The following is a 23383-nucleotide window of genomic DNA, read 5'->3' as shown; positions in this document are numbered from 1 at the left end:
AAATCCGTAGATTCTAGTCTTCTTTTCACGGCTATCAAAAGGCACCAAATCCTCCGCCACCGCCACCATCAGAGAAGCCACCGCCGTCAAAGCCGCCACTGCCATCTGAAGAGTTAATAGAGAAGCTTGAAACACTATAGGAATCATCTGCATAGTTCATCAAGGTAGAGCCGTCTAGGAAGGTATTTGGGGAGGTTGTTAGCCAAAGAACGGTGTCCCAGTCTTCATATGGTAAGGGAATCTGATGATTTTGGAGTACCTGGCTCACTTTTTTTGCTTGGCCATACATGGTTGCATAGACTAAGATGCGATTCCATAGGATGACACTCTCAAGTTCTGCTTGGTTGAAATTTGGAATACTTTCGATCATATTTCGAAAGGCCATCCATTGGAATTGTGAATCCAAGTTCTCTAAGGATTGTAGATGATCTTCACGGATTTTCACAACAATATAAAATGGAATGAATAACAAAACCAAAAGTAAAATAATCCAAAAATAGAATGAAGATAGGTGTGATCCAAATCCAAGAGATAAGAAACACATGCTCACAAATAAGATAAGTAAGAGCCAAAAGTGTAGGGCACAGCCTGTTTTAGAAAAAGCTTCTTCTTTTTCAGATAAGTCTCTAAAATAAGAAGGCAATCCTAATTTTGCAATTTCCTTTTCTACCCCTTTTGACAATTGCTGGGCATCCTTTTTTAAAAGCGATTGAACGGCACTTCCGACTTTTCGAATACGGTCTCGTTGTGTGTCTGATTTAGCAGCTCGAAAATCTTTTTTTAAGGCTGCTTTGTCGATTTTATACCTTGAAAATACTTCACTGATATTGATTTCAGATTCTTGATCAAAGATCATTTCAATAAACTTCAATTCAAAATCAGCCAAGCCTTCATAATGGAGACAGGTCAAGGTTTCCCCATTTTCATTCCTAGTCAAACGAAGATTTCCTCGATCAATGAGATCCAATATAGTTGCTTGGATGAGATGATTGAATTTTAATGGTCCTTTCTCTCTAGATATCACCATCCGTTCAAAATCAAGTTGATACAGTGCCTTAGCTAGGACAAGAGGAGGTAAATTCTGTGGTGGTTCGTATAATCGTACTCCTTTTGCAATCCGACGAGTTCTGGTACTGATAAAATACCGGATCCATGGAATGAAAGCGAGGATAAATAAAAGAATCGATACAATTGGTACAACCTTAAGTAGTAGTGTCCGATAGAGGAACGTTTTTTGTTCAATGGATTTCTCTTTTTTGAGAAATTTCTCTTTTCCATTTCCCTTGTTAATCTCATTTGCTTGGTCTCGACGCAGGGCTTCTGTCATTGGCCAATAGGCATGCAGTTCGAGCTTTCCATTTTTTGGAAAATCCTTTGTCCAAATATGATAACCAGTTTCAGTCCGTTCGACTTGGGCTGGTGGATTAAAGTAACCAGTATGGGCATACAGTTTTCCCTGCTTAGCATCCAAGCCATCCACATAAAAATCTAATTTCGCGACTTTCTCATCTCCATCTGAAATAGGAAACCAATTCAGTTCTGCAATATCCTTGTAGAAAGTCAAGAGATGATCAATCTTCCATTTCACTTTGATCTTGACCGTGCCACCGACGATACGGGCATTGTATATTTTTAATTGACGGCCATCTTCCAGGTCTGTTTCCTCTACACGAATCTCTCGTTTTTCCCCATCCACATAGGCTTCCACCTCAGGATTACGATGAATCTTAAACCCTTTTGGAAGAGGATCAGCGCTTCCTAAGGTCACATATTGACCATGATAGCCTGTCTGAAACTGATAGGTGATCTCTTGTGTAAATGTTGCCTGGCTATCTTCCCGCAATTGGAGGTGTCCTACATAGGATTCAATCGAATAGCGAACTTCTTCATCCGCATATGCTGTCGTTATTGTACAAAACAAACTCCAAACGAGGGAGATCATTAGCAAGAAACGCTTCATATATTCTCCTTTGATATAAAACAGGGTTGAGACAGAGATGCCCCAACCTTTATACTGGTTATTTTCTCACTTTTACCCGCTCACTTCTACGATTGAAGATCTGATTAAAGAGTAATAAAGCAAGGGCTAAAATACTAGATACAACCAGGTAGTTGAGCCACACCTTATCCCCTCTCATAATCGGAGGGCGGGCCATCAAACCATAATTACCTCCCGTCAATTGATTGACTCCAACCAGGAATAAATCTAAAACAAAGGTATAGAGAACAATCTGACTATTTTTTAAGAGGTTTCGATCATACCATCTCAGGAGATAAATCAAGGAATTGATCAGGAGACAGTAATGTCCGAGGAGGAAAGAAAAGCTCGTAATATGAGGGAAAATGTAGGGATCAAAGACTGGATAGCCCAAAGCAAAGATGGCTCCACTCACTCCCATCAAGGCAAAGAACTGTTTGCTTTTCCATCTGTCTGGTAAAAACAAGACCGCAAACATGGCCAAGCGGCAATGATAAAATGGTAAACTGTTGGACCAAGGAATGTGGTAGGCAAAATACCAAAGATACAAGCAAATTAACTGGAAGCCTTGTAAGTATTGAAAGCATTTGCGAAATTGCTCATTCTGATAATAGCGAAGTGACATCATGATCGCTGTCACAATTAACAAGACCATCACACTATACCAAAGTGCTGAGATTGCTGGTGGTTCTGTTGATTCTGTAGTGAAAAATTGATGCATAAAACCCTCCTTATTTAAACAGATTCAGGTATTCTTCTTTTCTTACTGTACTGAACGATAGTATTGATGAGGATCAGTGTCCCCGTCATTAGGACTGTCACGATGAAATAGTTGAGAACAAGGCCATGGTCTCCTAGCACAGGTGGTCGACGCAGAAAGCCATAGTTTCCGCCCGTTACAAGGTTGGCTAGAACAATAATGGCATTGACCCCAAACGTCATCTGACAGATCTTCCAAACGGCCCCTTCTTCCACCTGGTAGGATTGAACCAGATAGATTAGGCAGTTGGCCAAGAGGGCCCAGTGACCAAAGACATTGTTGATCGAGGAAACGTGAGGAAAAGGGTAGGGATAAAAAACAGGATGAACCAAGGCCATAATGGAGCCAAAGACTCCCACGAGGGCAAAATATTGCTTGAAGCTTCCCTTGGGGGCCAAAAGAATAATCCACATGGCCATCCGGCTATGATAGAAGGGAAGACTCTCTGAAAAAGGCAAGCGAGCTGCTAAATACCAAGAGTTGATGATGAGCAACTGGATCAACTGTCCCCAATACCAAAAGGTTTGGTAGCTTTTGGAGTGAGCAAATCGAACGGACAGAACTCCCACCACTACCAAAGAAGTCGGCAATAAGAAATACCAGACCCCCAATCGAGGAGGGGATGTTGGTTGACTGGTAAAAAATAAGTCCCAAAGTGCCATGATTTCTTTCCCTCATCTACTCTTTTTTCTATTCCGAACGCGAAACAATACTCTCTTCAACCATCTTGTATTTGTAGCGCTGGTTGACCAAGCAAATACCAGCCACCATCACGATGCTGACCAAGAGGTAGTTCAAAAGAGCACCGTGGTCTCCAATGATTGGTGGACGTCGTAAGAAGCCGTAATCTCCTCTGGTCAAAAGATTGACCAAAAAGATGACTGCATTCATACCAAAGGTGATCTTAACAATCCGTAAGTTGTCCTGTTTTTCCGACTGATAAAAATCCTGTAGGTAAATCAAACTATTGGCAAACAAGGCCCAGTGACTAAAAATCAGATTGAGTACAGTAATATGAGGGAATGGGAAGGGATCAAAGGCCGGATAAACCAAAGCCGCAATGGATCCTAGAACTCCCAACAAGGCAAAGTATTGCTTGATATAGGTCCCTCTAGGTGCAAAGAGGATCGCAAGCATAGCCAAGCGACAATGATAAAAGGGCAAATTGTCTGTCAAAGGCATGTGGGCGAGAATATACCAAGCATTGATGGTCAAAACTTGAATCAATTGTGCCCAATACCAAAAGCGTTGGTAGCTTTTAGACTGTGCATATTTGATAGAAAAGTAGCCAACCACCAACAAGGAAGCTGGTAGGAAAACATACCAGAGCCCAAACTCAGGCGGGGCTGATTTTTGGTTCGTAATCAATAAATCCCAAAATGTCATTTTTTTATTCCTTTAGTTTATAGTAGCCTATTTTTGTATAACTTCCTTCACATTTGCTAGGCTTTTTCCAATTCCTCTACCAATTTGGCTAAATGCATGGAATTGCTTCCCTTGATGAGGATTTGGTCCTGCTCTTTTAAGCTTTCCTTGACTTGTTTGACCATGTCCTCAAACTGGTCTTCCTCAGCTGTTTTTTTGAAATAATAGACATGTCCAAGTGGGAACATCTGACTCGCTAATTGAGCCAAGCCCGCAATGTCTTGCCCATAGAAAATAACGGTATCCAAGACATCCGGTGAGAGGCTGAGGATCATTTGGTTGTGCAGATCTACCGATTGCTCCCCTAGTTCTTTCATATCTGCAAGGACGGCTAATTTTCGGCCATTTGGATTGGCAGGAATAGTCGAGAAGGTTTCTAAAATCAAGCGCATAGCCGTCGGATTAGCATTGTAGACATCGGATAAAATATCTGCTCCGTTACTGGCCTTTTTCCATTCCGTGCGGTTACGCGTCAATTGCAAGGTAGCAAAACTATCACGAATCGCCGCTTCGCTCACTCCTTCTTGCAGGGCAACATAAGCTGCAATCATGGCATTGGTCGCATTGTATTTGCCTGTTACTGGCAGGTCAATCGCTTCTTCTAAGAAATTAGCACGGAAAGTTAAGCTATCCTTTCGCTCTACCAACTCGGTAATAAAAATCTCCTCGTCTGGACCAAAGCGGACCACTTTTTGTTTTTCAGGGAGGTAGGCATTCACGATCGGATCAGCTGGAACCACCAGAAGGCCACCTTCTGGCATGCCATCCGCAATTTGGAGTTTTCCTTTTGCGATCTCGCTTCGATCTTTGAAAAATTCCAAATGGGCTTCCCCAATTAAGGTAACAATAGCAACCTTGGGATGCGCCAGTTCTGACAAGAGATGGATATCTCCTAGATGGTCTTGCCCCATTTCAAGGACGAGTTTGTCTGTCCCTTCTGGCATATGGAGAACCGTATAAGGAAGACCAATTTCATTATTATAGTTTCCCTGTGTTTTATAGGTCAGGTAGGTAGTGGACAAAAGCTGTGCCAACATATCTTTTGTGGTTGTTTTACCATTTGACCCTGTCACAGCCAAAACATCCACTTTTGTCTTTTGAAGATAGGCTGCAGCCAATGTTTGAAAAGCACTCAAAACATCTTCCACCAAAATATAAGGGTGGCCTTCAATCACTTTCTCTGAAAAAGTGGCTACGGCTCCATTTTCAAAAGCGGTCTCGATGAAATCATGACCATCACGCGCTCCCTTTAACGGAACAAAAAGGTCTCCCGGCCCAATCAAACGGCTGTCAAATTCAGGCTTGACGAGGGCCACATCTTCAAATTGGCTGATATCATTTTTTGCATGTACTAGATGAGCAACTTCATGTAATGTGAGATTCATATCCGACTCCTCAGTTCTCCGTAGCGTCTTCAAAAATTTGGACGCTCGTTTCAAATTCTTCTCATTATACCATATTCTAGACCACAAAAAAAGTGGCTGGGACAGAAGTCCTAGCCTCTTGATTGTTTTTGGATTGTCGAGCAAGACGCAGTAGTTGAGTGGGCTCTACTACGCTGATTTCATCAGCTTTTACAGCCCTACTCAACTGTGCGGAGGTGGGACGACGAAATCGAATTCTAACGAATTACCGATTTCTGTCCCACTCTCTCTTTTCTTACAACAAATGCGCTTCGTGTTTTTGGAAGACTTCTTTTCCAAGCTCTACTAACTTGGTGATCAAATCTGTATAGTTGAGTCCCATATTGTCCCAAAGCAAAGGATACATAGACCATTGGGTAAATCCAGGCATGGTATTGAGTTCGTTTAAGAAGATCTCTCCTTTATCAGTATAGAAGAAATCACAACGCGCCAAGCCCAGACCGCCGACCGCACGAAAGGCTTTTTCTGCGTTGGTCCGCATGGTTTTCACAACCTCAGGGTCCAATTGAGCTGGAATCGCCATGGTAATTTTGTTGTCGATGTATTTGGCATCATAATCATAGAAGGCCACATCTTTCACAACTTCACCTGGCAAGGTGCTCTTCACATCATAGTTTCCAAGTAGTCCAACTTCGATCTCACGCGCATTGACTCCTTGTTCTACCAAGACACGGCTATCGTATTTGAAGGCCAATTCGAGAGCAGCCCGAAGCTCTGTTTGGTTTTCAGATTTTGAAATCCCTACGCTTGAACCCATATTGGATGGTTTGGTAAAGACAGGATAAGAGAGAGTCGCTTCAATTGCAGCAATTTTCTCATCCACGTCATCGCCTTCCACTACAGCTACATAAGGAACTTGCGGAATTCCTGCAGACTCTAAGACCCGTTTGGTCGTGATCTTGTCCATCGCCACACTGGAAGCTAGGATACCACAGCCAACATAAGGCATCTTCAAGACTTCTAAGAAGCCTTGAATGGAACCATCTTCTCCCATCGGTCCATGAAGAACTGGAAAGACCACTGCTCCTTCCTTGTAAATCGCAGATGGAGCCACTTTTTTAGACCAGTCCACTGTCTCATTGGTCATCAATTTCTCATCATCCGCTGGTTTCTCTTCAAAAGCTTGCGTCTGGATGAAGTCTCCTGACTGCGTAATAAAGTAGGTTTGAACCGAAAATGCTTGGTAATCAATCGCGCGCATCACGCTTTCTGCTGAAAGAACAGATACTTCACGCTCTGCACTACGTCCACCATACAACAGGATTAAGTCTTGTTTACTCATAGTTTCTCCCTAATTGTTCCCTTGATTTCTTACTTGATAGTATACCACAATGATAGCCCTTTCGAAAGAACTTCTCTTATAATTCTGTCCGATTTTCAATCGCGCGAAGCAAGGTCACTTCGTCCGCATACTCGATATCGGCTCCAACTGCTAGCCCCCGTGCCAAACGGGTCACTTTGATCCCTGCTGGCTTGAGCACGCGCGAGATATACATAGATGTCGCTTCCCCATCTGCCGTCGCATTGGTCGCAACAATGACCTCTGTGACTGTTCCATCCATCAAGCGACTAATCAAACTCTTGAGATTGATGTCATCGGGTCCCACGCCATTCATGGGCGAGATCAAGCCATGCAAGACATGGTAGCGACCGTGGTACTCCTGGATATTTTCCATAGCAGATACATCCCTGCTATCTTCTACAACAAGAATGAGGGATGGATCCCGCGTTTCATCTCGACAAATCTCACAGGTTTCTTCATCGGTTAAATTGCCACAAATACTGCAATACCCTAGCTCACGCTTGGCATTCAGTAAGTTTTTGGCAAATTCATTGACATCATCATCTGACATACCAATGGTGTAAAAAGCCAGACGAGTCGCTGTTTTGATCCCAATTCCTGGCAACTTCGAATAGCTGTCAATTAATTTTGCAATAGGTGCTGGATAAAGCATAGTTTCCTTTCTAATTCATGGGGTGTTTCTGATTGTATAAGTTAATAATGTCACGCGTAATGGAATGACTGACCGTCGCTTGTAGATTGGTATTATGTGGAAAAACCACTGCTACCGCAATCTTTGGATTGTTTGACGGTGCATAAGCCACCACATTGGTATTAATGGCTTGTTTGCCTCCATCGACTGTGGTTTCAGCTGTACCGGTCTTTGCACTAATGGGCACACTAGCACCTCGACCCACAGTCTTTCCTGTCGTTAACCCACTCGTACCATTTGCAACTTGGTAGAACCCTTGCTTGATCAAAGCCATGTCCTCCGCTGAGATATGGACCTGATTGAGCTCCTTGGTTTCGATCGCTTTTTTCAACTGACCAAGCCCCCCTTGATCATTATTGTCATAGATGCCTTCGACGACATGAGGACTCACCCTCTTCCCATCATTTGCAACGGTTGCCGCATACTGGGCCAATTGCATCGGTGTATAGTTGTCAAACTGGCCAAAGGCATTGGTCAAATAATTGCCGACTGTGTAGTCTTTTGGAATAAAACCAGTCGATTCATTGGGAAGGTCAATCCCCGTTGATGTTCCAAGACCATACTCTGCAAAAGTAGAACGCAATTTTTTCATAGCAGGGTCCACCTGATCCACTTGTAAGGTCATATTGGGAGTGTAGGGTTGCCCCATCATCTTAAGAGCAATCTGGACCATGTAGGTATTAGAAGAATATTCCAAAGCTTCTACTGCATTGATGGAGCGACTGCCGTATTGGGTAAACCAAGAATTGATAGGAGCTGATCCTGCAAAAACAATGGGCTGATCGGTCAGTACCTGATTGCCGGAAATGGCACCATTTTCCCATCCTGAAGTCAAGGTTGCTCCTTTAACGACCGATCCTGGGACGAAAACATTGGTGACTGTTCCCAAAGCATCGGTTGATAAATCTTGACTACCAGCCTGGTGTTTGATCCCTGCCATGGCAAGGACTTTCCCTGTATCAGGCTCAAGGGCTACAGCATAGACACCTTCGGAGTAGGTCGCATTTCCAGCTTGCAACTCTGCGCTAAAGGCAGAGCGGAGAATATCTTCCACCCCTTTTTGGAAATCCAAGTCAATCGAGAGCTTGAGGTTTTCTCCCTTAGCTCCTTTTGAAATGTCTACCACTTTATCCATGTTGCCATTTTTATCCAGGAGAATTTCTTTTTCACTGCGTTTTCCTTGAAGGACGTTTTCGTATTCCTTTTCGAGATAAGATGTTCCAACCCGGTCATTGAGGGCATAACCTTTTTTGACATATTCCTCGACTTCTTCTGCTGGAAGTCCTGCCTGCTCAGTCGAAACCGTTCCGATGATAGAAGCTAAAGGAGTATCCAAAACCTTGCGGTCCCAGCTGGTCGTGATCGCAATTCCAGGAAGGTCCTGACTGTCAGCCGCGATGGTCGCAATCTGCTCAGCTCCTAGTGCTTGCGTCGAAATAATCCCCGTCGCAAAATTCTCCACAGCATTCATTTGGCTATAAAGATAGATAATCTTTTTCTCATCATCTGTGTAACCGAGTTTTGAAGGGTCAATGCTGTCCACTGCCGCTTGATAGATTTTAGCTTCTGGTAGACGATTGCCATCGGTATCAAATTTCTTTTTCTCAGGCAGGTGTTCCACGACCTCTTGGTAGACCTTGGTATTGGCTAGATAGTAATCCACTTCTTGCCGTTCGGTTACTTGAGGATTTTCTACGTCGACATACTGCAGGAGTTTCCCAGCTGTCTCTCGCATTTCTTGGGCCGTCATTTTACGATCGCGCGTAAAAGTCAGGACTTGTTTTCCCACATTTTCCACCAAGGGCTTACCAGAAGCATCATAGATTTGCCCTCGCACACTCCCTTGTTTGACCGTCTTTTTGGTAGCTTTTGCCAATTTATCCGTATAGTAGGCTTGGTGAGAGATCTGCATATAGCCAAGTCGGGCAATCAGAACCAAAAAAAGAAGGCAAATCAAACTAAACAGCAGATAGAGTCTGCGTGTTATCGAATGATTCTCAAACTTCCGTATTTTCTTCTTCATGAAATGTTCTATCCTTCTTTTCTAATCAACACTTACCTTCCATTTTACTATTTTTCCAAGAGTATCTCAAGAAAAGGAAGGGACCTTTCCTGGAATTTTATGAAGAAAAAAGATTGGACCTGCTCGCCCAATCTTGAAATTAACACAAACTTTTTTACATGTACAACCTTATGTGAGGTGGTTGAAAAAATATTGATTTTTAATTTTTAAGCTTATTCAAGCATATGTCGAAACTTTCCGCCGTGAGAAAAGTTCCTGAAACACAATTGTTTCAGGAACTCGGGAGTTTTGAAACTTTAGGTTCAAAACTAAGTCATGGAACTTCGTAGAAGTTCGCTGACGTCCGTACTCACCTAAGGAAAGTTTTTAAGACTATTTTGTCTTCAATTTGAGATTGGACATGCTCGCCCAATCTTTTTTTCTAATAAGTCACAACATTGATTTTTCCTTTGTCATACTCAGCAATGAAAATATCCAAAACGTTGTCATAGCCTTCTTTTTCCAATTCAGCTAGCAACCACTCTTCACTTTTCCCAATTGTTTCCAAAATTTCAAGCTGAACCACACCATCCATAATGATTGGGTATTTAGGATTCTCATCCCCCGCACGGACAACGATCAATTGACCATTTTGTTCAATAACAGCGCGCTTCACATCTTTTAATTGAAAAATCCCTTGTCCACGTAGTTTCAAAGCAACATCTGAAGCAGAAAGTCCTTTGGAACGACACGCTTCCGGATCCAGTTTCCCATTTTTAATGATGACAGTTGGTTTTCCATCAATCAAGTGCTTCATAAAACGAACATTGGTATTGAGCCATTTTAAGAGCAAGATCAAAATAGTCCACATTAAGAGAATCACAATGTATTGAAGAATGGTAATGGAGCTATTGTAGATGACCCCACCAATAATGCCCCCAAGAACAAAGTTCTGTATCTGGTCTACTGCAGAATTTGGTGCTAAGTTTCCTTTCCCGGTCACATTGATGACAAATACCAAGGAAATCAAGCCCAAAGCTAATTTAATCAAGATGTTTAAAAAATTTACTATCATTTGTTCACCTCCACAAGTTCCACGTCTGTTTTATACAGATCCATCTTTTCTAATAGGTAGCTATCTGGGTCAGATCCTGCGATAGCTCGGTAATAAACCTCTCCAACCTTCAGGATCGCCCCATCTGTGGCTGCTGAAGTATTGACATAGACGTCTTCTTTTTTGACATCCAACTCCTTTGAGATGACCTCAATAAAATGCAGAGAACGTTGAAATTGGTCATTATTACTTTGGCTATTTTGGAAACTGCTGATGCCGATCAAGACCACTGCAACCAGAGTCAAAATCGAGATAATGGATAATTCACGGAATTTGCTATCGTGCTTATCCCGATAGGCTTTCACCGCAAAAAAACCAGTCAGTAGAATGAGCAAACCAGAGATCCCAATGGTCACCCAATTTTGCTGACTGATCTGACCCAACACATAGTTATAAGAGTAAAATTTCATAAAGAACTCCCTTTCTCCAAATGAATTCAATCTATTATAATAGATTTCACAAGAGCTTTCAAGGCATTGTGATCAGAAAATTATTAAAATTTTGTTATAATAAAACTATCAATTATGTCAAGAAAAGGAAACACAATGAAACTCATTTCATGGAATATCGACTCGCTTAATGCTGCATTGACCAGCGATTCAGCACGTGCTAAACTCTCTCAAGAAGTCCTTCAAACCTTGGTCGCTGAGGATGCAGATATCATTGCCATTCAAGAAACCAAGTTATCCGCCAAAGGACCTACTAAAAAACACCTCGAAATTCTTGAGGAACTCTTTCCGCAATATGAAAACACCTGGCGTTCTTCTCAAGAGCCGGCTCGTAAAGGCTACGCTGGGACTATGTTCCTCTACAAAAAAGAGCTCTCCCCTATTGTGACTTTCCCAGAGATCGGTGCTCCTTCGACCATGGACTTGGAAGGCCGGATCATTACTCTGGAATTTGATGGCTTCTTTGTAACACAAGTCTATACTCCTAATGCCGGTGATGGCCTCAAACGCCTAGCAGAACGCCAAGTATGGGATGTCAAATATGCTGAATATTTGGCTGACTTAGACAAAGAAAAACCTGTCCTTGCTACTGGAGACTACAACGTGGCCCACAAGGAAATCGACCTTGCCAACCCTGCCAGCAACCGTCGTTCACCAGGTTTCACAGACGAAGAACGTGCAGGCTTTACCAACCTTTTAGCAGCAGGCTTTACAGATACCTTCCGCCACCTCCACGGAGATGTACCGGAGCGTTACACTTGGTGGGCACAACGCAGCAAGACTTCAAAAATCAACAATACAGGCTGGAGAATCGACTATTGGTTAACCTCAAACCGCATTGCAGATAAGGTTACTAAATCAGACATGATTGACTCAGGCGCACGCCAAGACCACACACCGATTGTCTTGGAAATTGAATTATAAGGATTTTCTTTATGAACTACAATGCAGTAATTCCCGAGTTTATGGTTTCGAATATAGAACAGTCCCGTTCCTTCTACTGTGATTTGCTCGGTTTCACCATCGAATACGAGCGCCCAGAAGAAAAATTTCTCTTCCTGTCTCTTGAAGATTGCCAGCTCATGCTAGAGGAGGGGACAGTTGAAGAATTAGCTGAACTAACCTACCCATTTGGCCAAGGAATTAACATCTCCTTTGGTATAGAGGATGTCCCTAGGCTCTATCAGAAATTGTTAGAAGCCAACTATCCTATTCATCGCCCATTAATTAAAAGAAAATTTCGTGTTGGTGAACAATATATCTATCCCCATGAATTTGCAGTTCTAGATCCAGATGGCTATTTTTTAAGATTTAGTGAATAAGAAAATAGATCACTAGAGTAGAAAAAGAAACAAAAAAAGAAAGAGGCTGGGACAAAAGTCCTAGCCTCTCAATTATTTTTGGATTGTCGAGCAAGACGCAGTGGTTGAGTGGGCTCTACTACGCTGATTTCATCAGCTTTTACAGCCCTACTCAACTGTGCGGAGGTGGGACAACGAAATCGAATTCTAACGAATTACCAATTTCTGTCCCACTCTCTTTTAGTCTTTTGGGGATTATTTCCCAGGAATATTTGGATCTAAGCCCCAAGATTGCTCGAGAACAGGTCTTAAGGCTTTAATCATATCTTCTGAACCTACGATTGTGATATTGTATACTTTATCGCCTTTTTGGAATACCCATTCGTACAAAATGTTCCCATTTTTAAATGTTACTTTTATTAAGAAAGCGTCCTCACTGGCAAAAATAGCTTTTACACCTTCTAAACTAGTTTGATTTTTGGCTTTTCCCCAGAAGCTATATAAACGGTCCGCAAGTAACTGTGCGTCAAAGGTTTCGTTGGGGCCAAGTTCAACAGTATCTTTAGTGTTTGATTCCATTAACAACATATTGTGTTTGTCTGGTGATGAATATTTGAGCGTTTTGCTACTTTGAGTTTTGCTACTTTGAGCTTTGAAATTATATACGACCCAATCTTTAGGGATATTGATATAACCAAAATTTTCATTTCCGATACGTTGAGTATCTGCAAGGGATATTTCTTTTGCCCTAGAAGAAGACCCAGGAGTTGTTGTTTGAGCTTTTGTCGTTGATGCAGCCGTAGTTTCTGTTGCTTTCTTCTCTCCGTTTCCGCATGCTGCTAGTATAAATGCAGATAGAAGCGTTACAGAGCTTAATATTATTTTGTTTTTCATCAGGATTGTTCTCCTTAAAGTGGTTGACTCACATGTATTATATCATTTTTTATAGTTTATTTAAATTAAAACAGGAAACGCTTTCACTAAAAAGCATAGGGTATAACAAAAGAAAATTTCGTGTTGGTGACCATTATATCTATCCTCATGAATTTGCAGTTTTAGACCCTGATGGCTATTTTTTAAGATTTAGTGAATAGAATGATCATCACCCGTCTATGGACCATACCCAAAAATCTATTTTTGTGAGTACAGTTCAATAGCGGGTGATTTATTTATCTTTCATCTTAAAAAATGAGACAGACTGACTTTCGAGACATAAAAAAAACGGAGCCTTCACATGACGGCTCCGACTTTTTTATCTTCATTGATAGACCAATGATTGATTTTTTTATTTTTTCTTCTCAATGTGATCTTTGAGATCTTCTTGAGCTTTTTTATTGGATTCTGCTTTTTTCTTCAACCATTCTTCTTTGGCCTTGTTAAAGTCTTTTGTGGTGACAACATCTTTCGACATTTCAAGGTATTTGTAGAATGTTCCTGTTCCTTTAGTACCTACCCATGAAGCAGCACGGCTGTATGGCACGGTCCGTTGAAGCATTGGAGCACCACCATTTGAGACAGTTGGAAGCGTAATCGAGCTATCTGTCAACCAAGCTTGCGCTGCTGCATATTTTTCATAGCGTTTTCCTTGATCCAACAATTCAGCATCGGCGTCTTTCAACATGTTAGCGTATTGATCCAAACCAACTGTTGCAATGGCTGGATTGTTTGAACCTGCATCAATACCAAGATAGTAGAAGACAGAACCATTTACTGGGCTGATACTTTCGAGGTAAGTCGATGGGTCTTGGTAGTCAGGAGCCCAACCACCGCCTGAGATATCGTAATCTCTCGCAGCCGCTGTATCGCTGAAGTAGGTGATATTTTGGAAATCATCATCCGATACCTTTTGAAGGTCCACAACGACATTGTCTGCACCAAGCGCTGACTCTACAGATTGTTTGAAGGAGCTAGCTTGTTGGACCATGCTGTTGTCCACTTGGCTGACAATGTAGTCCAAATGAATTGGGAATTGAACGCCTTGTTTTTGCAATTCAGCTTTGGCTTTCGCAAATGAAGCCTTGGCTTTTTCTGGGTTGTAAAGGCTAGTTTGACCATCGTCCAGGCTCACACCCTTCCATTGATCCCCATAGGTAACCAATTGTTTTTCAACGACCTTACCAAAATCTTCTCCATTGACTTGGACATAAGTTGGTGGCACCAAGGTACTACGAAGGGTATTTTCAGCCGCATCAGATCCAGATACTTGTGCCGCATATGATTTGCGGTCAAAACCAAAGTTCACCGCTTGACGGAAGTCCTTGTTCAGGATTGCTTTCTTGGTAGAAGCTTTTTGTTCATCCGTAGTTTTGGCAGTGTGGTCATACTTTTGACGGTCCAAGTTGAATCCAAGATAGTAGGATGTTCCCAATTGCAAACCGTAGACAATGTTGTCACCAAAGTTTTTCTTGACACTCTTGTACGTCGAGCTGTTTGGCATAACAGATGCAAAGGAATATTGACCTTTTTCAAAGTTCTTAATGATAGAATCTGGGTTTGATCCATCGTTAAAGGTCAATTTGACATTGTCGATATGAACATTTTTCGCATCGTAATAGTCTTTGTTCTTGACCAATTCAATCTCAGATTTTGAAGTCAATGATTTCAAGTAGAATGGACCATTGTATAAGATGCTGCTAGGTTTCAAAGAACCAAAATCTTTTCCTTGAGATTTCAAGAAATCCGCATTGACTGGGAAAAGAACACCTGAGGTTGTTTTTGAGTTCCAGAAGCTTTCTGGACGAACCAAAGTATATTGGATGGTGTGGTCATCTAAGGCTTTGACACCAACTGTGTTAAAGTCTTTGGTTTCCCCTTTTACGTAGGCATCCAAACCTTTGATCGAATTTTGAATCAAGAAGAGACCTTCTGATTTAGACTCAACTGCGTGTTTGATCCCTGTAACAAAGTCTTGAGCCGTTACAGCACCATATTCTTCTCCTTCACTCGTATACCATTTGGCATCCTTACGAAGTTTGTAAGTATAGGTCAATCCATCTTCAGAGACAGTCCAATCTTCTGCTAGACTTGGCACAAAGTTTCCGTATCGGTCGTTTTCAAGAAGACCATCTACAAGGTTACTTGTGACATCTGAAGTAGTCGTACGAGTTGCAGCAATATAGTCCAAGGTATTTGGATCTGCTGAATAGACAAATGAGTAGGTTGCTTGATTGCTGCTGCTACCACCACATGCTGTTAAGAGAAAGGCACCTGCAACAGAAACTCCTGCAAGAGCTAACAGTTTTTTTGCTTTCATCACTATCTCCTTATGTTAGATTTTCTACCATTATACACTATTTCTTAAAAAAAACCAAATTTATTTTAAAAAAGTTCGTTTTTTCTGAATGAATATAATAAGATATAAAGAAAAAGCATCTTGAAATCGATCTCAAAGAAGCCGGATAGGGGAGTCTAGGCACCTACCACCAGATCCAACAAAGATATCACCTTTCAATCATTTTAATAAATATACGTTTCATCACAAAAAAGAACCTCTGCACTTTCGAGCAGAGGAACTGATTCCTAATCAAAATGATAGAGTTGAGGATACTGGTCACATTCAGGATTTTTAGGATGGCAGATGGCCCGTCCAAAGTAAATCATGGCTTGGTGAGCCGCCAGCCATTCGCTCTTTGGCAGAACATCCATGACCCGCTTTTCAACTTCCAATGGCGTCGCTGATTTCTTGACAATATCATGGTGCTTGCAGATCCGCTCCACATGGGTATCGACAGCAAAGGCTGGAATCCCAAAACCTACACTCATGACCACATTGGCTGTCTTGCGTCCTACTCCTGCTAAACTCTCTAACTCTTCGCGAGTCTGAGGTACTTGCCCATCAAAGTTATCCAGCAATTGTTGGGCACATTTTTTGAGAAATTTGGCCTTATTTCGATAGAGGCCTAATTTAGAAATATGCTTGGCGATATCGGCCTCACTGGCTGCTGCCATGGCTTGCGGGGTTGGAAAAGCCGCAAACAAACCTGGTGTCGCTTTGTTAACAGCCGCGTCTGTCGTCTGAGCTGAGAGCATAACTGCCACTAGTAATTCAAAATGATTACGAAAATCCAGACTTGGCTTGGCATCTGGAAAAAGGGCGATAATTTCTTCGATCACATGACGTGCCCGTTTCTTTGATAAAACCATCATTTCTCCTTTACATTACTAGTCTTTATTATAGCATGAAAGCACCCTATTTCTAAAAGAATCGGCTTCAGAAAAAAGGAGTGGAACAGAATGAATTCTAAAAATCCATCCCATCCCACTTCTATCTCTATTAGATCTTCCTTGACTCGATTGTTTGTTTTACACCAATCTCTTTAAGAAGGTTATCAGGGTTTGAGCAGAGCGTTCGCCAGCCTCTACGATAAATTCATCAAAAGAGATATTGGCTGCGTGATCTGCTGTATCACTCATGGCGCGAATGACCATGAAAGGACGTCCAACTGCGTGAGCGGCTTGGGCAATGGCTGCCCCTTCCATCTCAACTGCCAATACTTCTGGGAAATGCTCCCGAATTGCTGCGACTTTTTCTTCACTCGCGATAAAGCTATCTCCTGTTGTAATCAAGCCCACATGTGTGGTTGCAGCTTCTTCTTCCAGAACTTTTTTCATTTCTGATACAAAATAGCGACTGGATTCAAAGTAAAGCGGTTGACCTGCCATTTGACCATACTTATAGCCAAAGGCTGTCACATCCACATCATGATAGGCCAATTTGTCCGCAAGGACGATATCCCCAACAGCCATCCCTGGGGCAACGGCACCTGCAGAACCCGTATTGATAATGGCTTCCACTTTAAAATCATTGGCCAAGACTGCTACACTCATAGCAGACATGACTTTTCCAATACCACTTTCCACCAAAACGACCTCATGGCGACCAATCGATCCTGTATAGTAGACTTTTCCAAGACGCAGATGCTTTTCCCCATTTTCAAGGGCTTCAACCAGGATCTTCAACTCCTGGGGCATGGCTGCGATAATTCCAATTTTCATGTCGTTTTTCTCCTTGTGACGACCTTATAGACGCCAAATAGCAATGATCAAGGCAATGAGGAGCACAATGATCCAGAACAAAATCTTATTGAGTTTGGATTGGACCACACTTTGCTTGCGTTCTTCAATGCGACGACTCTTGGTCACAGTAGGCTCCACTTGGATCTGCACAGTATCCTGAGAATAACGCTCTTGTGGACGCTCCATACGACTTTCTCTCATAGGACGTTCATAGCCAAATCCCCTGTGGTCTGTCCGAATAATTTTCGTCTCTTCAGCATCGACCATATTAGGACCGGTGATGTCCTCACCTCGCCTTGCTCGTTCAATCATTTCATCGGTTAATAAAGGTTTTCCCATCGGATCCTCCTCTATTTATTGATTAAGTCCCAATATTGGATAGCCATGATGGTCTTGGCATCACAGATTTCGCCAGTTTGGATTAAATCTTTCGCTTCCTGCAAGGTCACTTCTAATAACTCTAAGGTCTCATCCGCATCTTGTGGACGTGGATTTTCCACCTTTTTCAAGTTGGTCGCACCATAAAGTTTGATCCGCTCATTACAAAATCCAATGGCTGAATAAAAATCATACAACAACTCTAGATCCGCTGTGTAACCAATTTCTTCTTCCAATTCACGCAGAGCAGCTGCTTTAGGATCTGCATTTTCTCCCTTTTCTAACTTCCCTGCTGGAATCTCCACTGAAGTCCTTTCAATCGCCTTGCGGTACTGCTTGACCAAGATCGTTTTCCCATCTTCTGTGATCGGCAAAACCGCTACTGCTCCATTATGGAAGATTAAATCACGCTGCGCTTGGCCTTTTCCAGCGGGTAGTTCTACTTGATCAGTGACCACTTGGAAAATAGGTCCCTGATAAATCTCCTTGCGCTCAATGGTTTTTTCTTCAAATTGCATGAGAATCTCCTATTTATTTTTAGGATGGTGTGGCAAGCGAAGGGCATACTCTTCTTTATTCACTTGACGGCCACGACCAATCGCAATCGCATCAGCTGGTACATCCTTGGTAATGGTTGATCCAGCACCGACTAAGGAATTGTCGCCTAATTCAACTGGTGCAATAATCGTCGAATTGGATCCGACAAAGACATTGTTTCCAATCGTCGTTTTAAACTTGTGTTGGCCATCATAATTCACTGTGATGGTTCCTGCACCAAAATTAACGTTGCTGCCGACTTCACAGTTACCAATGTAAGTCAAATGACCAGCTTTGGTATTTTCGCCAATAGACGAACCTTTGACTTCGACAAAGTTTCCAATATGGACATCTTTGGCGAGGCTAGAACCTGGGCGAATATGAGCATATGGTCCTACCGTTACACCATCGGCTACCGTGCTCTCTTCAATCATAGAGTTGGTAATAACGGCACCTGCCCCAATTTCACTATCCACAATATAGGTTCCATTAGTTAAAACTGTCTCAGCCCCAATTTTTGTGTGGCCTTTTAGGGTAACATTGGCTTCGATTTGCACTTCTGGTGCGATCTCAACATCGACATCGATATAGGCCGCATCTGGATCGACAAAGCTCACCCCATTGACCATGTGGGCTTGGTTAATGCGACGACGCATGATGCCTTCTGCTGTCGCAAGGGCCACGCGGTCGTTAACCCCGAGACTTTCATCAAAGTCTTTGAGCGTATAGGCTCCAACTTTCTCTCCTGCTTCTCGGAAAATCCCAATCACATCTGTGATGTAGTATTCACCTTGGGCATTGTTGGTATTGATATTCTTCAAAGCTTCAAAGAGGCGCGCATTGTCAAAGACATAAGTCCCTGTATTGATTTCTTTGATTTGTTTTTCAAAATCTGTCGCATCTTTTTGCTCGACAATTCGAAGCACTTCCGCATTGTCATTACGAACAATCCGGCCATAGCCAAATGGATTGGCTGCTTCGGCTGTCAAAATCGTTGCCACATTCTTGTGGTTGATATGGAAGTCAATCAAGTGTTTGAGACTGTCACCTGTAATCAAAGGAGTGTCTCCTGCAATGACGAGGGTATGCCCTTCAAGACCTTTCAAGACTGGCTCTGCCATCATGACCGCATGACCAGTTCCCAATTGTTCGGTTTGTTTGACAAACTCTGTTTGTCCAGCTAATACTTGCTCCACCAATTCCGCCTTGTGGCCCACAACCGTTACCGTCTTCTCAGGTGAGATAGCTCCAACACTACGGAAGACATGCTCCAACATAGAGATCCCTGCAACCTTGTGAAGAACCTTGGGCAGATCTGATTTCATACGGGTACCTTTCCCCGCTGCTAAAATAATGGCATAATTTGGCATAACATTTCTCTTTTCTGTACAATATCGCTTACATTATACCATTTTTTAGCCCTTTTGGAAAATAAGACCAAAACCAAAAAACTCTCCTATAAGGGAAGCTCGAATGTAGACAAACTATTTTTTAGTAAGATAAGTAACGTTACTCAACAAATAAGTAATAATAGTTTTAATTTTAAAAATTAATCAAAAATATACTAAAACTTTCCGCTGTGAGAAAAGTGCTTGAAATACGATCATTTCAAGCACTCGGGAGTTTTGAGACCTTAGGCTCAAAACTAAGTCATGGAACTTCGAGGAAGTTCGCTGACGTCCGTACTCACCTAAGGAAAGTTTTCAAATTAATTTTGTCTTCAATGTGACTCTCCTATATGGAGAGCGTATCTATAATGGGTAAACCTTGCGAAATTCTTCTAAAACCACCTTGCTATCAGGTGTAAACGTCAGACCTGCTTCCTCCAGCCACTCCGTGAAAAACTCCTCATGAACCTGACGCTAATAAGCTAAGGATTTGTCTCCTTCGCCTTCCTTGTAGGCATGGTCGGCTGACACCTGATGGAAAGGCCGAACAGAAACTTTTGTAACTTCGATGATGCAGACAGCTTGATCTTGGCTATCTAAAATGATATCAAAGGTTCCTTCTTGGGGAAGGGGTTCGTCCTCTACTGCGTAAAGATCGTAAGCTGAGGCAGTTGCAGTCTTTTCGCCTTTAAATACCAGTTCCGCTAAAAGGTCTGGGTCCACTCCAAAGGCCCAGGCGTCTATGCCATCTCCAATCGAGGGGTTAATTTGCTTGTAGACATTCCACATTTCTTGAGGTGTCATAGCTTGCTCCTTTGTATTTTTTTACTTTCTTCTTTTACACGTTTGAGATGATCTGGATGGTCAATCTCTAAATTAAAAATCTCCGGAATAGAACTGTAGTGGATAACGCACTCAATCCCCATCTGATTCATTTTTTGTATGAAAGAAGTATTCAGATAGCCTGCTACAGCAAAATCAATCTTGTTCTTCCTTGCTTTATCCTGCATCTGTCTCAACATATCTAACATAATTGGACTTTCCATATCATGCCATTGACTATTTCTCACAGTCGCAAAAACAAAAGAAGTTAAATCATTCATTCCAACTACAATCTTTGAAATGCCCGTTTCCAGTATCCTGTCCAAGTCGAAATAAGCTGATGGTAATTCAATCATAGTGCCGACTTTCCCGGTAAAACCATACTGACGCAATACTGTAATAGCTTGTTTTAATTGTTCGGCATCATTGACAAAAGGAAAAATAACAGACAGATTGGGATTGGTTTGAAAAACTTCTGTAACAACATTTGTCTCAGCCTGAAATTCATCTGGACACGCCAACAAACGCCTGATACCTCTGTATCCAAATAAGGGGTGGCGTTCGTCAAAATACTCTTTAGTTCCGTCTAGACTATTTGCTTCTGCATTTGTTAACTCTGAAAAGCGATACCAAACTTCTTCATCTGAGTATAAACGGCAAATAGTGTCTAGATAATCTTTTACAAATTGCTGACAACTTTTTAGCAGTATATTTTGACTGATCTCCCTTACCAAATATTCGCCACGAATCATACCAACATGATGAAATAGTTGTGGGTAAACTTTTTCATCAATTCTTTCGCCACTAAGAGCCAGTTGATTTTGCATGTTTTACCTTCCAATTCATGTAAGAGGTCTTGTCCAATTCTGGAAATCCTCGTAACTCTGCCTTGGCCTTCAATACTAAGGGTGAGGCATTTTCTTGGGTAATTTCTTCCCAATTCAACCAAATGGCATTTGCTGAATCATTACTTCCATCAAGAACCTCATGAGGAAGGGATTGTTGAGAGCGCTCGAAATCGAGTACGATATCATAAAAGGCCATAATATGGTGTACTGCGAAGTCTTTCCCTTCTTCTTGAACCAGCACGTCATAAATCCTAGGATTTGAGTAACTGTTAATTGTATATCCTGTCTCCTCCAGAACTTCTCTCTTGAGGGTTTCTGTCAACCCCTCACCGAGTTCCTGACTACCACCCGGTAGATCAAAACGATGTTGATAGGGGCCTCTTGTTTTTTCAATACAGAGCAGTTTCCCCTCTTGAAGACAGACTCCGTATACCCCAAAGTGATGTTTGATTTTCATTTTCTGCTCTTTCTTAAACTCCAAGATTGCTAGCTCACCTTATCCCTTAAAAGGAAAGAGGCTAAAGATTTCATGCTCCTTGATATACTTCTTTAGTATCTCTATATTCTCTTCGATTTTTGCTTGGATATCTGTCTCTTCACAAGTTGACTCAGTAATAAAGAGGTGAATCTTCAATAAATCTGTCAAGTATAGCAAACGGCGTTCCATTTCTGATTCAGGGCTTGGAGCCTGCTCGATTTTTGCAAGCTTTTGCTCCAAGCTATCACCATTCAAAAATCTCTGATGAACTCTCCTTCTCATTTTTTGAGTAGATTCCTCCCCTTGTTCTAATGGTGATAAAAGGAGTTTTTTATAGACGAGTACCTGATTTTCTGCCTTTCTTTCAAGATAAGCCAATAAAACTAGAGAGCTATCAACAAAGGTCCAAGTGTTATAATTTCCTTCAAATGGAACTTGTATGATACGATCTAATAATTCCTTAGCCATTTCCTCTTGACCATCCAGATAAAGTAAATAGGCCAGATGATTCAGTGATTCGAGATAACTAACTTGGGTCTTCTTATTCTTTTTTAAAATTTTATCTAAATAGAGATGTAGGTCTGGATGATTTTCCACTAGCTCAACTACTTCTGGTAACTTCATCTGAAATCCTTTCTATTATCTTACCAATAATTTAAAACAATTTTAGTCAATTAATCCAACTCTGCTCGACTAAACAAGTCTTTCATGGCTTCGATATCATCACAAACTCTTTCAATCTAAGTGCAAATCTAGCTAAGGCGTCTACCTTGGAAGAATAAGCACAAAACATACCTCCTTCTGGATCAAAGTCGATAGCTTTACTTAATTCAAGCATTTTTCCTCCAAATCCATAGATGCCAAATCGTAGCTATTTCCTTCAAATTCCTCCTCTTCTCGAGGATCAAACACTTCCTGTCTGTATTCTCCACCAGGGTAATAAATAAGCGACCCTCGAACATTTTGAGGATTCTCATCATAAACATGCAAGTTAAAAGGGGCAATTATTTCATTTATGTTTTCGTAATCCATCTCCTTTTTCGTCTCACTCTTCAACAAAAGAGTTCAAAAATTTCTCAAAAGAAGCCCATTGACCGTATATCTCGGCTTTTTCTTCCAGAACATAGAAGTAAACCATACCATAATCTTCTTCCCTTAGAGAAAGAGCGTAATTGCCAGAACCAGGATCATAGGCGAAATGAAGAAGGTCTGTTGCCTTAAATCCCGCAGGTACCTCCTCATCGTCAAACCATGTAAGAGACTTGCTCATTTCCTCAAGTGAATTAAAGGAATTGAAAGGAAAGAGGTGATGTTCATCGTGGACACCCATTACTTGGGGCTGGCCACCGTTGTGCTTGAGATAAAAGTCCAACATAGTTTTTGGTAATTTCTTTCCAAGAATCTCCTCAAATTGTAAAAGGTCTTCTTTTGAAATCGGTGAATCTTCATCAAGCATCCTAAACATGATT

25 protein-coding genes and 2 pseudogenes are annotated in these 23383 nt (G+C 41.8%); 3 read left to right on the top strand and 24 right to left on the bottom strand.

Annotated elements, in window-relative coordinates; translation table 11 throughout:
• Positions 1-34: 34 nt before the first annotated feature.
• The 10 genes from TZ97_RS02185 to TZ97_RS02140 all read right to left on the bottom strand — a co-directional run bounded on the left by TZ97_RS02185 (position 35) and on the right by TZ97_RS02140 (position 11107).
• The gene (locus tag TZ97_RS02185; protein WP_045759226.1) at positions 35-1960 is read right to left on the bottom strand and encodes a DUF2207 domain-containing protein; all 1926 of its coding nucleotides are present in this window, start codon (positions 1958-1960) and stop codon (positions 35-37) included.
• Positions 1961-2018: 58 nt separating this feature from the next.
• Positions 2019-2699, bottom strand: coding sequence for a YwaF family protein (locus TZ97_RS02180; protein ID WP_045759225.1), 681 nt, complete (start codon positions 2697-2699; stop codon positions 2019-2021).
• A gap of 14 nt (positions 2700-2713) precedes the next feature.
• Complete coding sequence (locus tag TZ97_RS02175; protein WP_045759224.1) at positions 2714-3400, bottom strand: YwaF family protein; 687 nt, start codon at positions 3398-3400, stop codon at positions 2714-2716.
• Between the two features lie 28 nt (positions 3401-3428).
• Positions 3429-4124 (bottom strand): YwaF family protein, encoded by a 696-nt coding sequence (locus tag TZ97_RS02170; RefSeq protein ID WP_045759223.1) that lies wholly within the window; start codon positions 4122-4124, stop codon positions 3429-3431.
• 56 nt (positions 4125-4180) lie between these two features.
• Complete coding sequence (locus TZ97_RS02165) at positions 4181-5548, bottom strand: UDP-N-acetylmuramoyl-tripeptide--D-alanyl-D-alanine ligase (protein WP_045759222.1); 1368 nt, start codon at positions 5546-5548, stop codon at positions 4181-4183.
• 274 nt (positions 5549-5822) lie between these two features.
• The gene (locus tag TZ97_RS02160; RefSeq protein ID WP_045759221.1) at positions 5823-6869 is read right to left on the bottom strand and encodes a D-alanine--D-alanine ligase; all 1047 of its coding nucleotides are present in this window, start codon (positions 6867-6869) and stop codon (positions 5823-5825) included.
• A 76-nt stretch (positions 6870-6945) separates the two neighbouring features.
• Positions 6946-7542, bottom strand: a complete 597-nt coding sequence (recR, locus tag TZ97_RS02155; RefSeq protein ID WP_003002450.1) for a recombination mediator RecR — start codon at positions 7540-7542, stop codon at positions 6946-6948.
• Positions 7543-7552: 10 nt separating this feature from the next.
• The gene (pbp2b, locus tag TZ97_RS02150) at positions 7553-9604 is read right to left on the bottom strand and encodes a penicillin-binding protein PBP2B (RefSeq protein WP_045759220.1); all 2052 of its coding nucleotides are present in this window, start codon (positions 9602-9604) and stop codon (positions 7553-7555) included.
• A 421-nt stretch (positions 9605-10025) separates the two neighbouring features.
• Entirely contained in the window at positions 10026-10658 is a 633-nt protein-coding gene (locus TZ97_RS02145) for a DUF421 domain-containing protein (protein ID WP_003006271.1), read from the bottom strand.
• The gene (locus TZ97_RS02140) at positions 10655-11107 is read right to left on the bottom strand and encodes a DUF3290 family protein (RefSeq protein WP_003006267.1); all 453 of its coding nucleotides are present in this window, start codon (positions 11105-11107) and stop codon (positions 10655-10657) included. Before TZ97_RS02140 ends, TZ97_RS02145 begins: the two co-directional genes overlap by 4 nt.
• A gap of 135 nt (positions 11108-11242) precedes the next feature.
• On the opposite strand from TZ97_RS02140, the gene TZ97_RS02135 reads away from it, so the two are divergent.
• Entirely contained in the window at positions 11243-12070 is an 828-nt protein-coding gene (locus tag TZ97_RS02135; RefSeq protein ID WP_045759219.1) for an exodeoxyribonuclease III, read from the top strand.
• A gap of 11 nt (positions 12071-12081) precedes the next feature.
• The gene (locus tag TZ97_RS02130) at positions 12082-12468 is read left to right on the top strand and encodes a bleomycin resistance protein (protein WP_045759218.1); all 387 of its coding nucleotides are present in this window, start codon (positions 12082-12084) and stop codon (positions 12466-12468) included.
• Between the two features lie 234 nt (positions 12469-12702).
• Here the strand turns inward: TZ97_RS02130 and TZ97_RS02125 are convergent, their stop codons facing one another.
• Positions 12703-13341 carry a hypothetical protein gene (locus tag TZ97_RS02125; protein ID WP_023917595.1) on the bottom strand — a complete coding sequence of 213 codons (639 nt, stop codon included), beginning with the start codon at positions 13339-13341 and terminating at the stop codon, positions 12703-12705.
• A gap of 107 nt (positions 13342-13448) precedes the next feature.
• On the opposite strand from TZ97_RS02125, the pseudogene TZ97_RS10135 reads away from it, so the two are divergent.
• Positions 13449-13541: pseudogene (locus TZ97_RS10135) on the top strand (bleomycin resistance protein); the annotation flags it as partial.
• Between the two features lie 191 nt (positions 13542-13732).
• Here TZ97_RS10135 and TZ97_RS02120 read toward each other — a convergent pair.
• From TZ97_RS02120 to TZ97_RS02065, 13 genes and pseudogenes are all read right to left on the bottom strand, one after another.
• Positions 13733-15700 carry a peptide ABC transporter substrate-binding protein gene (locus TZ97_RS02120; RefSeq protein WP_045759217.1) on the bottom strand — a complete coding sequence of 656 codons (1968 nt, stop codon included), beginning with the start codon at positions 15698-15700 and terminating at the stop codon, positions 13733-13735.
• Between the two features lie 266 nt (positions 15701-15966).
• Positions 15967-16590 (bottom strand): endonuclease III, encoded by a 624-nt coding sequence (gene nth / locus TZ97_RS02115; RefSeq protein WP_003006251.1) that lies wholly within the window; start codon positions 16588-16590, stop codon positions 15967-15969.
• A gap of 159 nt (positions 16591-16749) precedes the next feature.
• Positions 16750-17442 (bottom strand): 5'-methylthioadenosine/adenosylhomocysteine nucleosidase, encoded by a 693-nt coding sequence (locus TZ97_RS02110; protein WP_045759216.1) that lies wholly within the window; start codon positions 17440-17442, stop codon positions 16750-16752.
• A gap of 24 nt (positions 17443-17466) precedes the next feature.
• A complete protein-coding gene (macP, locus tag TZ97_RS02105; protein ID WP_024055894.1) occupies positions 17467-17802 on the bottom strand; it encodes a cell wall synthase accessory phosphoprotein MacP in 336 nt (111 codons plus the stop codon).
• An 11-nt stretch (positions 17803-17813) separates the two neighbouring features.
• Complete coding sequence (locus TZ97_RS02100) at positions 17814-18359, bottom strand: NUDIX hydrolase (protein ID WP_031574455.1); 546 nt, start codon at positions 18357-18359, stop codon at positions 17814-17816.
• Positions 18360-18368: 9 nt separating this feature from the next.
• Positions 18369-19748: a bifunctional UDP-N-acetylglucosamine diphosphorylase/glucosamine-1-phosphate N-acetyltransferase GlmU gene (glmU, locus tag TZ97_RS02095; protein WP_045759215.1), complete on the bottom strand. Its 1380-nt coding sequence runs from the start codon at positions 19746-19748 to the stop codon at positions 18369-18371.
• A 381-nt stretch (positions 19749-20129) separates the two neighbouring features.
• Positions 20130-20570, bottom strand: a pseudogene (locus TZ97_RS02090) (ASCH domain-containing protein).
• A complete protein-coding gene (locus TZ97_RS02085; RefSeq protein ID WP_045759214.1) occupies positions 20567-21415 on the bottom strand; it encodes a putative PEP-binding protein in 849 nt (282 codons plus the stop codon). The pseudogene TZ97_RS02090 and the gene TZ97_RS02085 overlap by 4 nt, the downstream one beginning before the upstream one ends.
• On the bottom strand, positions 21393-21893 hold the full coding sequence (locus tag TZ97_RS02080; protein WP_045759213.1) for an NUDIX hydrolase: 501 nt from the start codon (positions 21891-21893) through the stop codon (positions 21393-21395). The genes TZ97_RS02085 and TZ97_RS02080 overlap by 23 nt, the downstream gene beginning before the upstream one ends.
• Positions 21894-21932: 39 nt before the next feature.
• Positions 21933-22538: a DUF6707 family protein gene (locus tag TZ97_RS02075; protein WP_045759212.1), complete on the bottom strand. Its 606-nt coding sequence runs from the start codon at positions 22536-22538 to the stop codon at positions 21933-21935.
• Positions 22539-22620: 82 nt separating this feature from the next.
• The gene (locus TZ97_RS10885) at positions 22621-22707 is read right to left on the bottom strand and encodes an immunity 51 family protein (RefSeq protein ID WP_235287938.1); all 87 of its coding nucleotides are present in this window, start codon (positions 22705-22707) and stop codon (positions 22621-22623) included.
• Positions 22708-22739: 32 nt separating this feature from the next.
• The gene (locus TZ97_RS10880) at positions 22740-22946 is read right to left on the bottom strand and encodes a hypothetical protein (protein ID WP_235287876.1); all 207 of its coding nucleotides are present in this window, start codon (positions 22944-22946) and stop codon (positions 22740-22742) included.
• A 13-nt stretch (positions 22947-22959) separates the two neighbouring features.
• Positions 22960-23379 (bottom strand): SMI1/KNR4 family protein, encoded by a 420-nt coding sequence (locus tag TZ97_RS02065; RefSeq protein WP_045759211.1) that lies wholly within the window; start codon positions 23377-23379, stop codon positions 22960-22962.
• Positions 23380-23383: the final 4 nt, after the last annotated feature.

The organism is Streptococcus parasanguinis (assembly GCF_000963275.1).
Lineage (GTDB): Bacteria > Bacillota > Bacilli > Lactobacillales > Streptococcaceae > Streptococcus > Streptococcus parasanguinis_B.
This window is presented reverse-complemented; position numbering and strand designations above follow the sequence as displayed.

Bases quoted from the DNA above. Each gene is read 5' to 3' on its own strand.
- TZ97_RS02185 (WP_045759226.1), bottom strand. From the start codon at position 1,960: ATGAAGCGTTTCTTGCTAATGATCTCCCTCGTTTGGAGTTTGTTTTGT.
- TZ97_RS02180 (WP_045759225.1), bottom strand. From the start codon at position 2,699: ATGCATCAATTTTTCACTACAGAATCAACAGAACCACCAGCAATCTCA.
- TZ97_RS02175 (WP_045759224.1), bottom strand. From the start codon at position 3,400: ATGGCACTTTGGGACTTATTTTTTACCAGTCAACCAACATCCCCTCCT.
- TZ97_RS02170 (WP_045759223.1), bottom strand. From the start codon at position 4,124: ATGACATTTTGGGATTTATTGATTACGAACCAAAAATCAGCCCCGCCT.
- TZ97_RS02165 (WP_045759222.1), bottom strand. From the start codon at position 5,548: ATGAATCTCACATTACATGAAGTTGCTCATCTAGTACATGCAAAAAAT.
- TZ97_RS02160 (WP_045759221.1), bottom strand. From the start codon at position 6,869: ATGAGTAAACAAGACTTAATCCTGTTGTATGGTGGACGTAGTGCAGAG.
- recR (WP_003002450.1), bottom strand. From the start codon at position 7,542: ATGCTTTATCCAGCACCTATTGCAAAATTAATTGACAGCTATTCGAAG.
- pbp2b (WP_045759220.1), bottom strand. From the start codon at position 9,604: ATGAAGAAGAAAATACGGAAGTTTGAGAATCATTCGATAACACGCAGA.
- TZ97_RS02145 (WP_003006271.1), bottom strand. From the start codon at position 10,658: ATGATAGTAAATTTTTTAAACATCTTGATTAAATTAGCTTTGGGCTTG.
- TZ97_RS02140 (WP_003006267.1), bottom strand. From the start codon at position 11,107: ATGAAATTTTACTCTTATAACTATGTGTTGGGTCAGATCAGTCAGCAA.
- TZ97_RS02135 (WP_045759219.1), top strand. From the start codon at position 11,243: ATGAAACTCATTTCATGGAATATCGACTCGCTTAATGCTGCATTGACC.
- TZ97_RS02130 (WP_045759218.1), top strand. From the start codon at position 12,082: ATGAACTACAATGCAGTAATTCCCGAGTTTATGGTTTCGAATATAGAA.
- TZ97_RS02125 (WP_023917595.1), bottom strand. From the start codon at position 13,341: ATGAAAAACAAAATAATATTAAGCTCTGTAACGCTTCTATCTGCATTT.
- TZ97_RS02120 (WP_045759217.1), bottom strand. From the start codon at position 15,700: ATGAAAGCAAAAAAACTGTTAGCTCTTGCAGGAGTTTCTGTTGCAGGT.
- nth (WP_003006251.1), bottom strand. From the start codon at position 16,590: ATGGTTTTATCAAAGAAACGGGCACGTCATGTGATCGAAGAAATTATC.
- TZ97_RS02110 (WP_045759216.1), bottom strand. From the start codon at position 17,442: ATGAAAATTGGAATTATCGCAGCCATGCCCCAGGAGTTGAAGATCCTG.
- macP (WP_024055894.1), bottom strand. From the start codon at position 17,802: ATGGGAAAACCTTTATTAACCGATGAAATGATTGAACGAGCAAGGCGA.
- TZ97_RS02100 (WP_031574455.1), bottom strand. From the start codon at position 18,359: ATGCAATTTGAAGAAAAAACCATTGAGCGCAAGGAGATTTATCAGGGA.
- glmU (WP_045759215.1), bottom strand. From the start codon at position 19,748: ATGCCAAATTATGCCATTATTTTAGCAGCGGGGAAAGGTACCCGTATG.
- TZ97_RS02085 (WP_045759214.1), bottom strand. From the start codon at position 21,415: ATGCAAAATCAACTGGCTCTTAGTGGCGAAAGAATTGATGAAAAAGTT.
- TZ97_RS02080 (WP_045759213.1), bottom strand. From the start codon at position 21,893: ATGAAAATCAAACATCACTTTGGGGTATACGGAGTCTGTCTTCAAGAG.
- TZ97_RS02075 (WP_045759212.1), bottom strand. From the start codon at position 22,538: ATGAAGTTACCAGAAGTAGTTGAGCTAGTGGAAAATCATCCAGACCTA.
- TZ97_RS10885 (WP_235287938.1), bottom strand. From the start codon at position 22,707: ATGTTTTGTGCTTATTCTTCCAAGGTAGACGCCTTAGCTAGATTTGCA.
- TZ97_RS10880 (WP_235287876.1), bottom strand. From the start codon at position 22,946: ATGGATTACGAAAACATAAATGAAATAATTGCCCCTTTTAACTTGCAT.
- TZ97_RS02065 (WP_045759211.1), bottom strand. From the start codon at position 23,379: ATGTTTAGGATGCTTGATGAAGATTCACCGATTTCAAAAGAAGACCTT.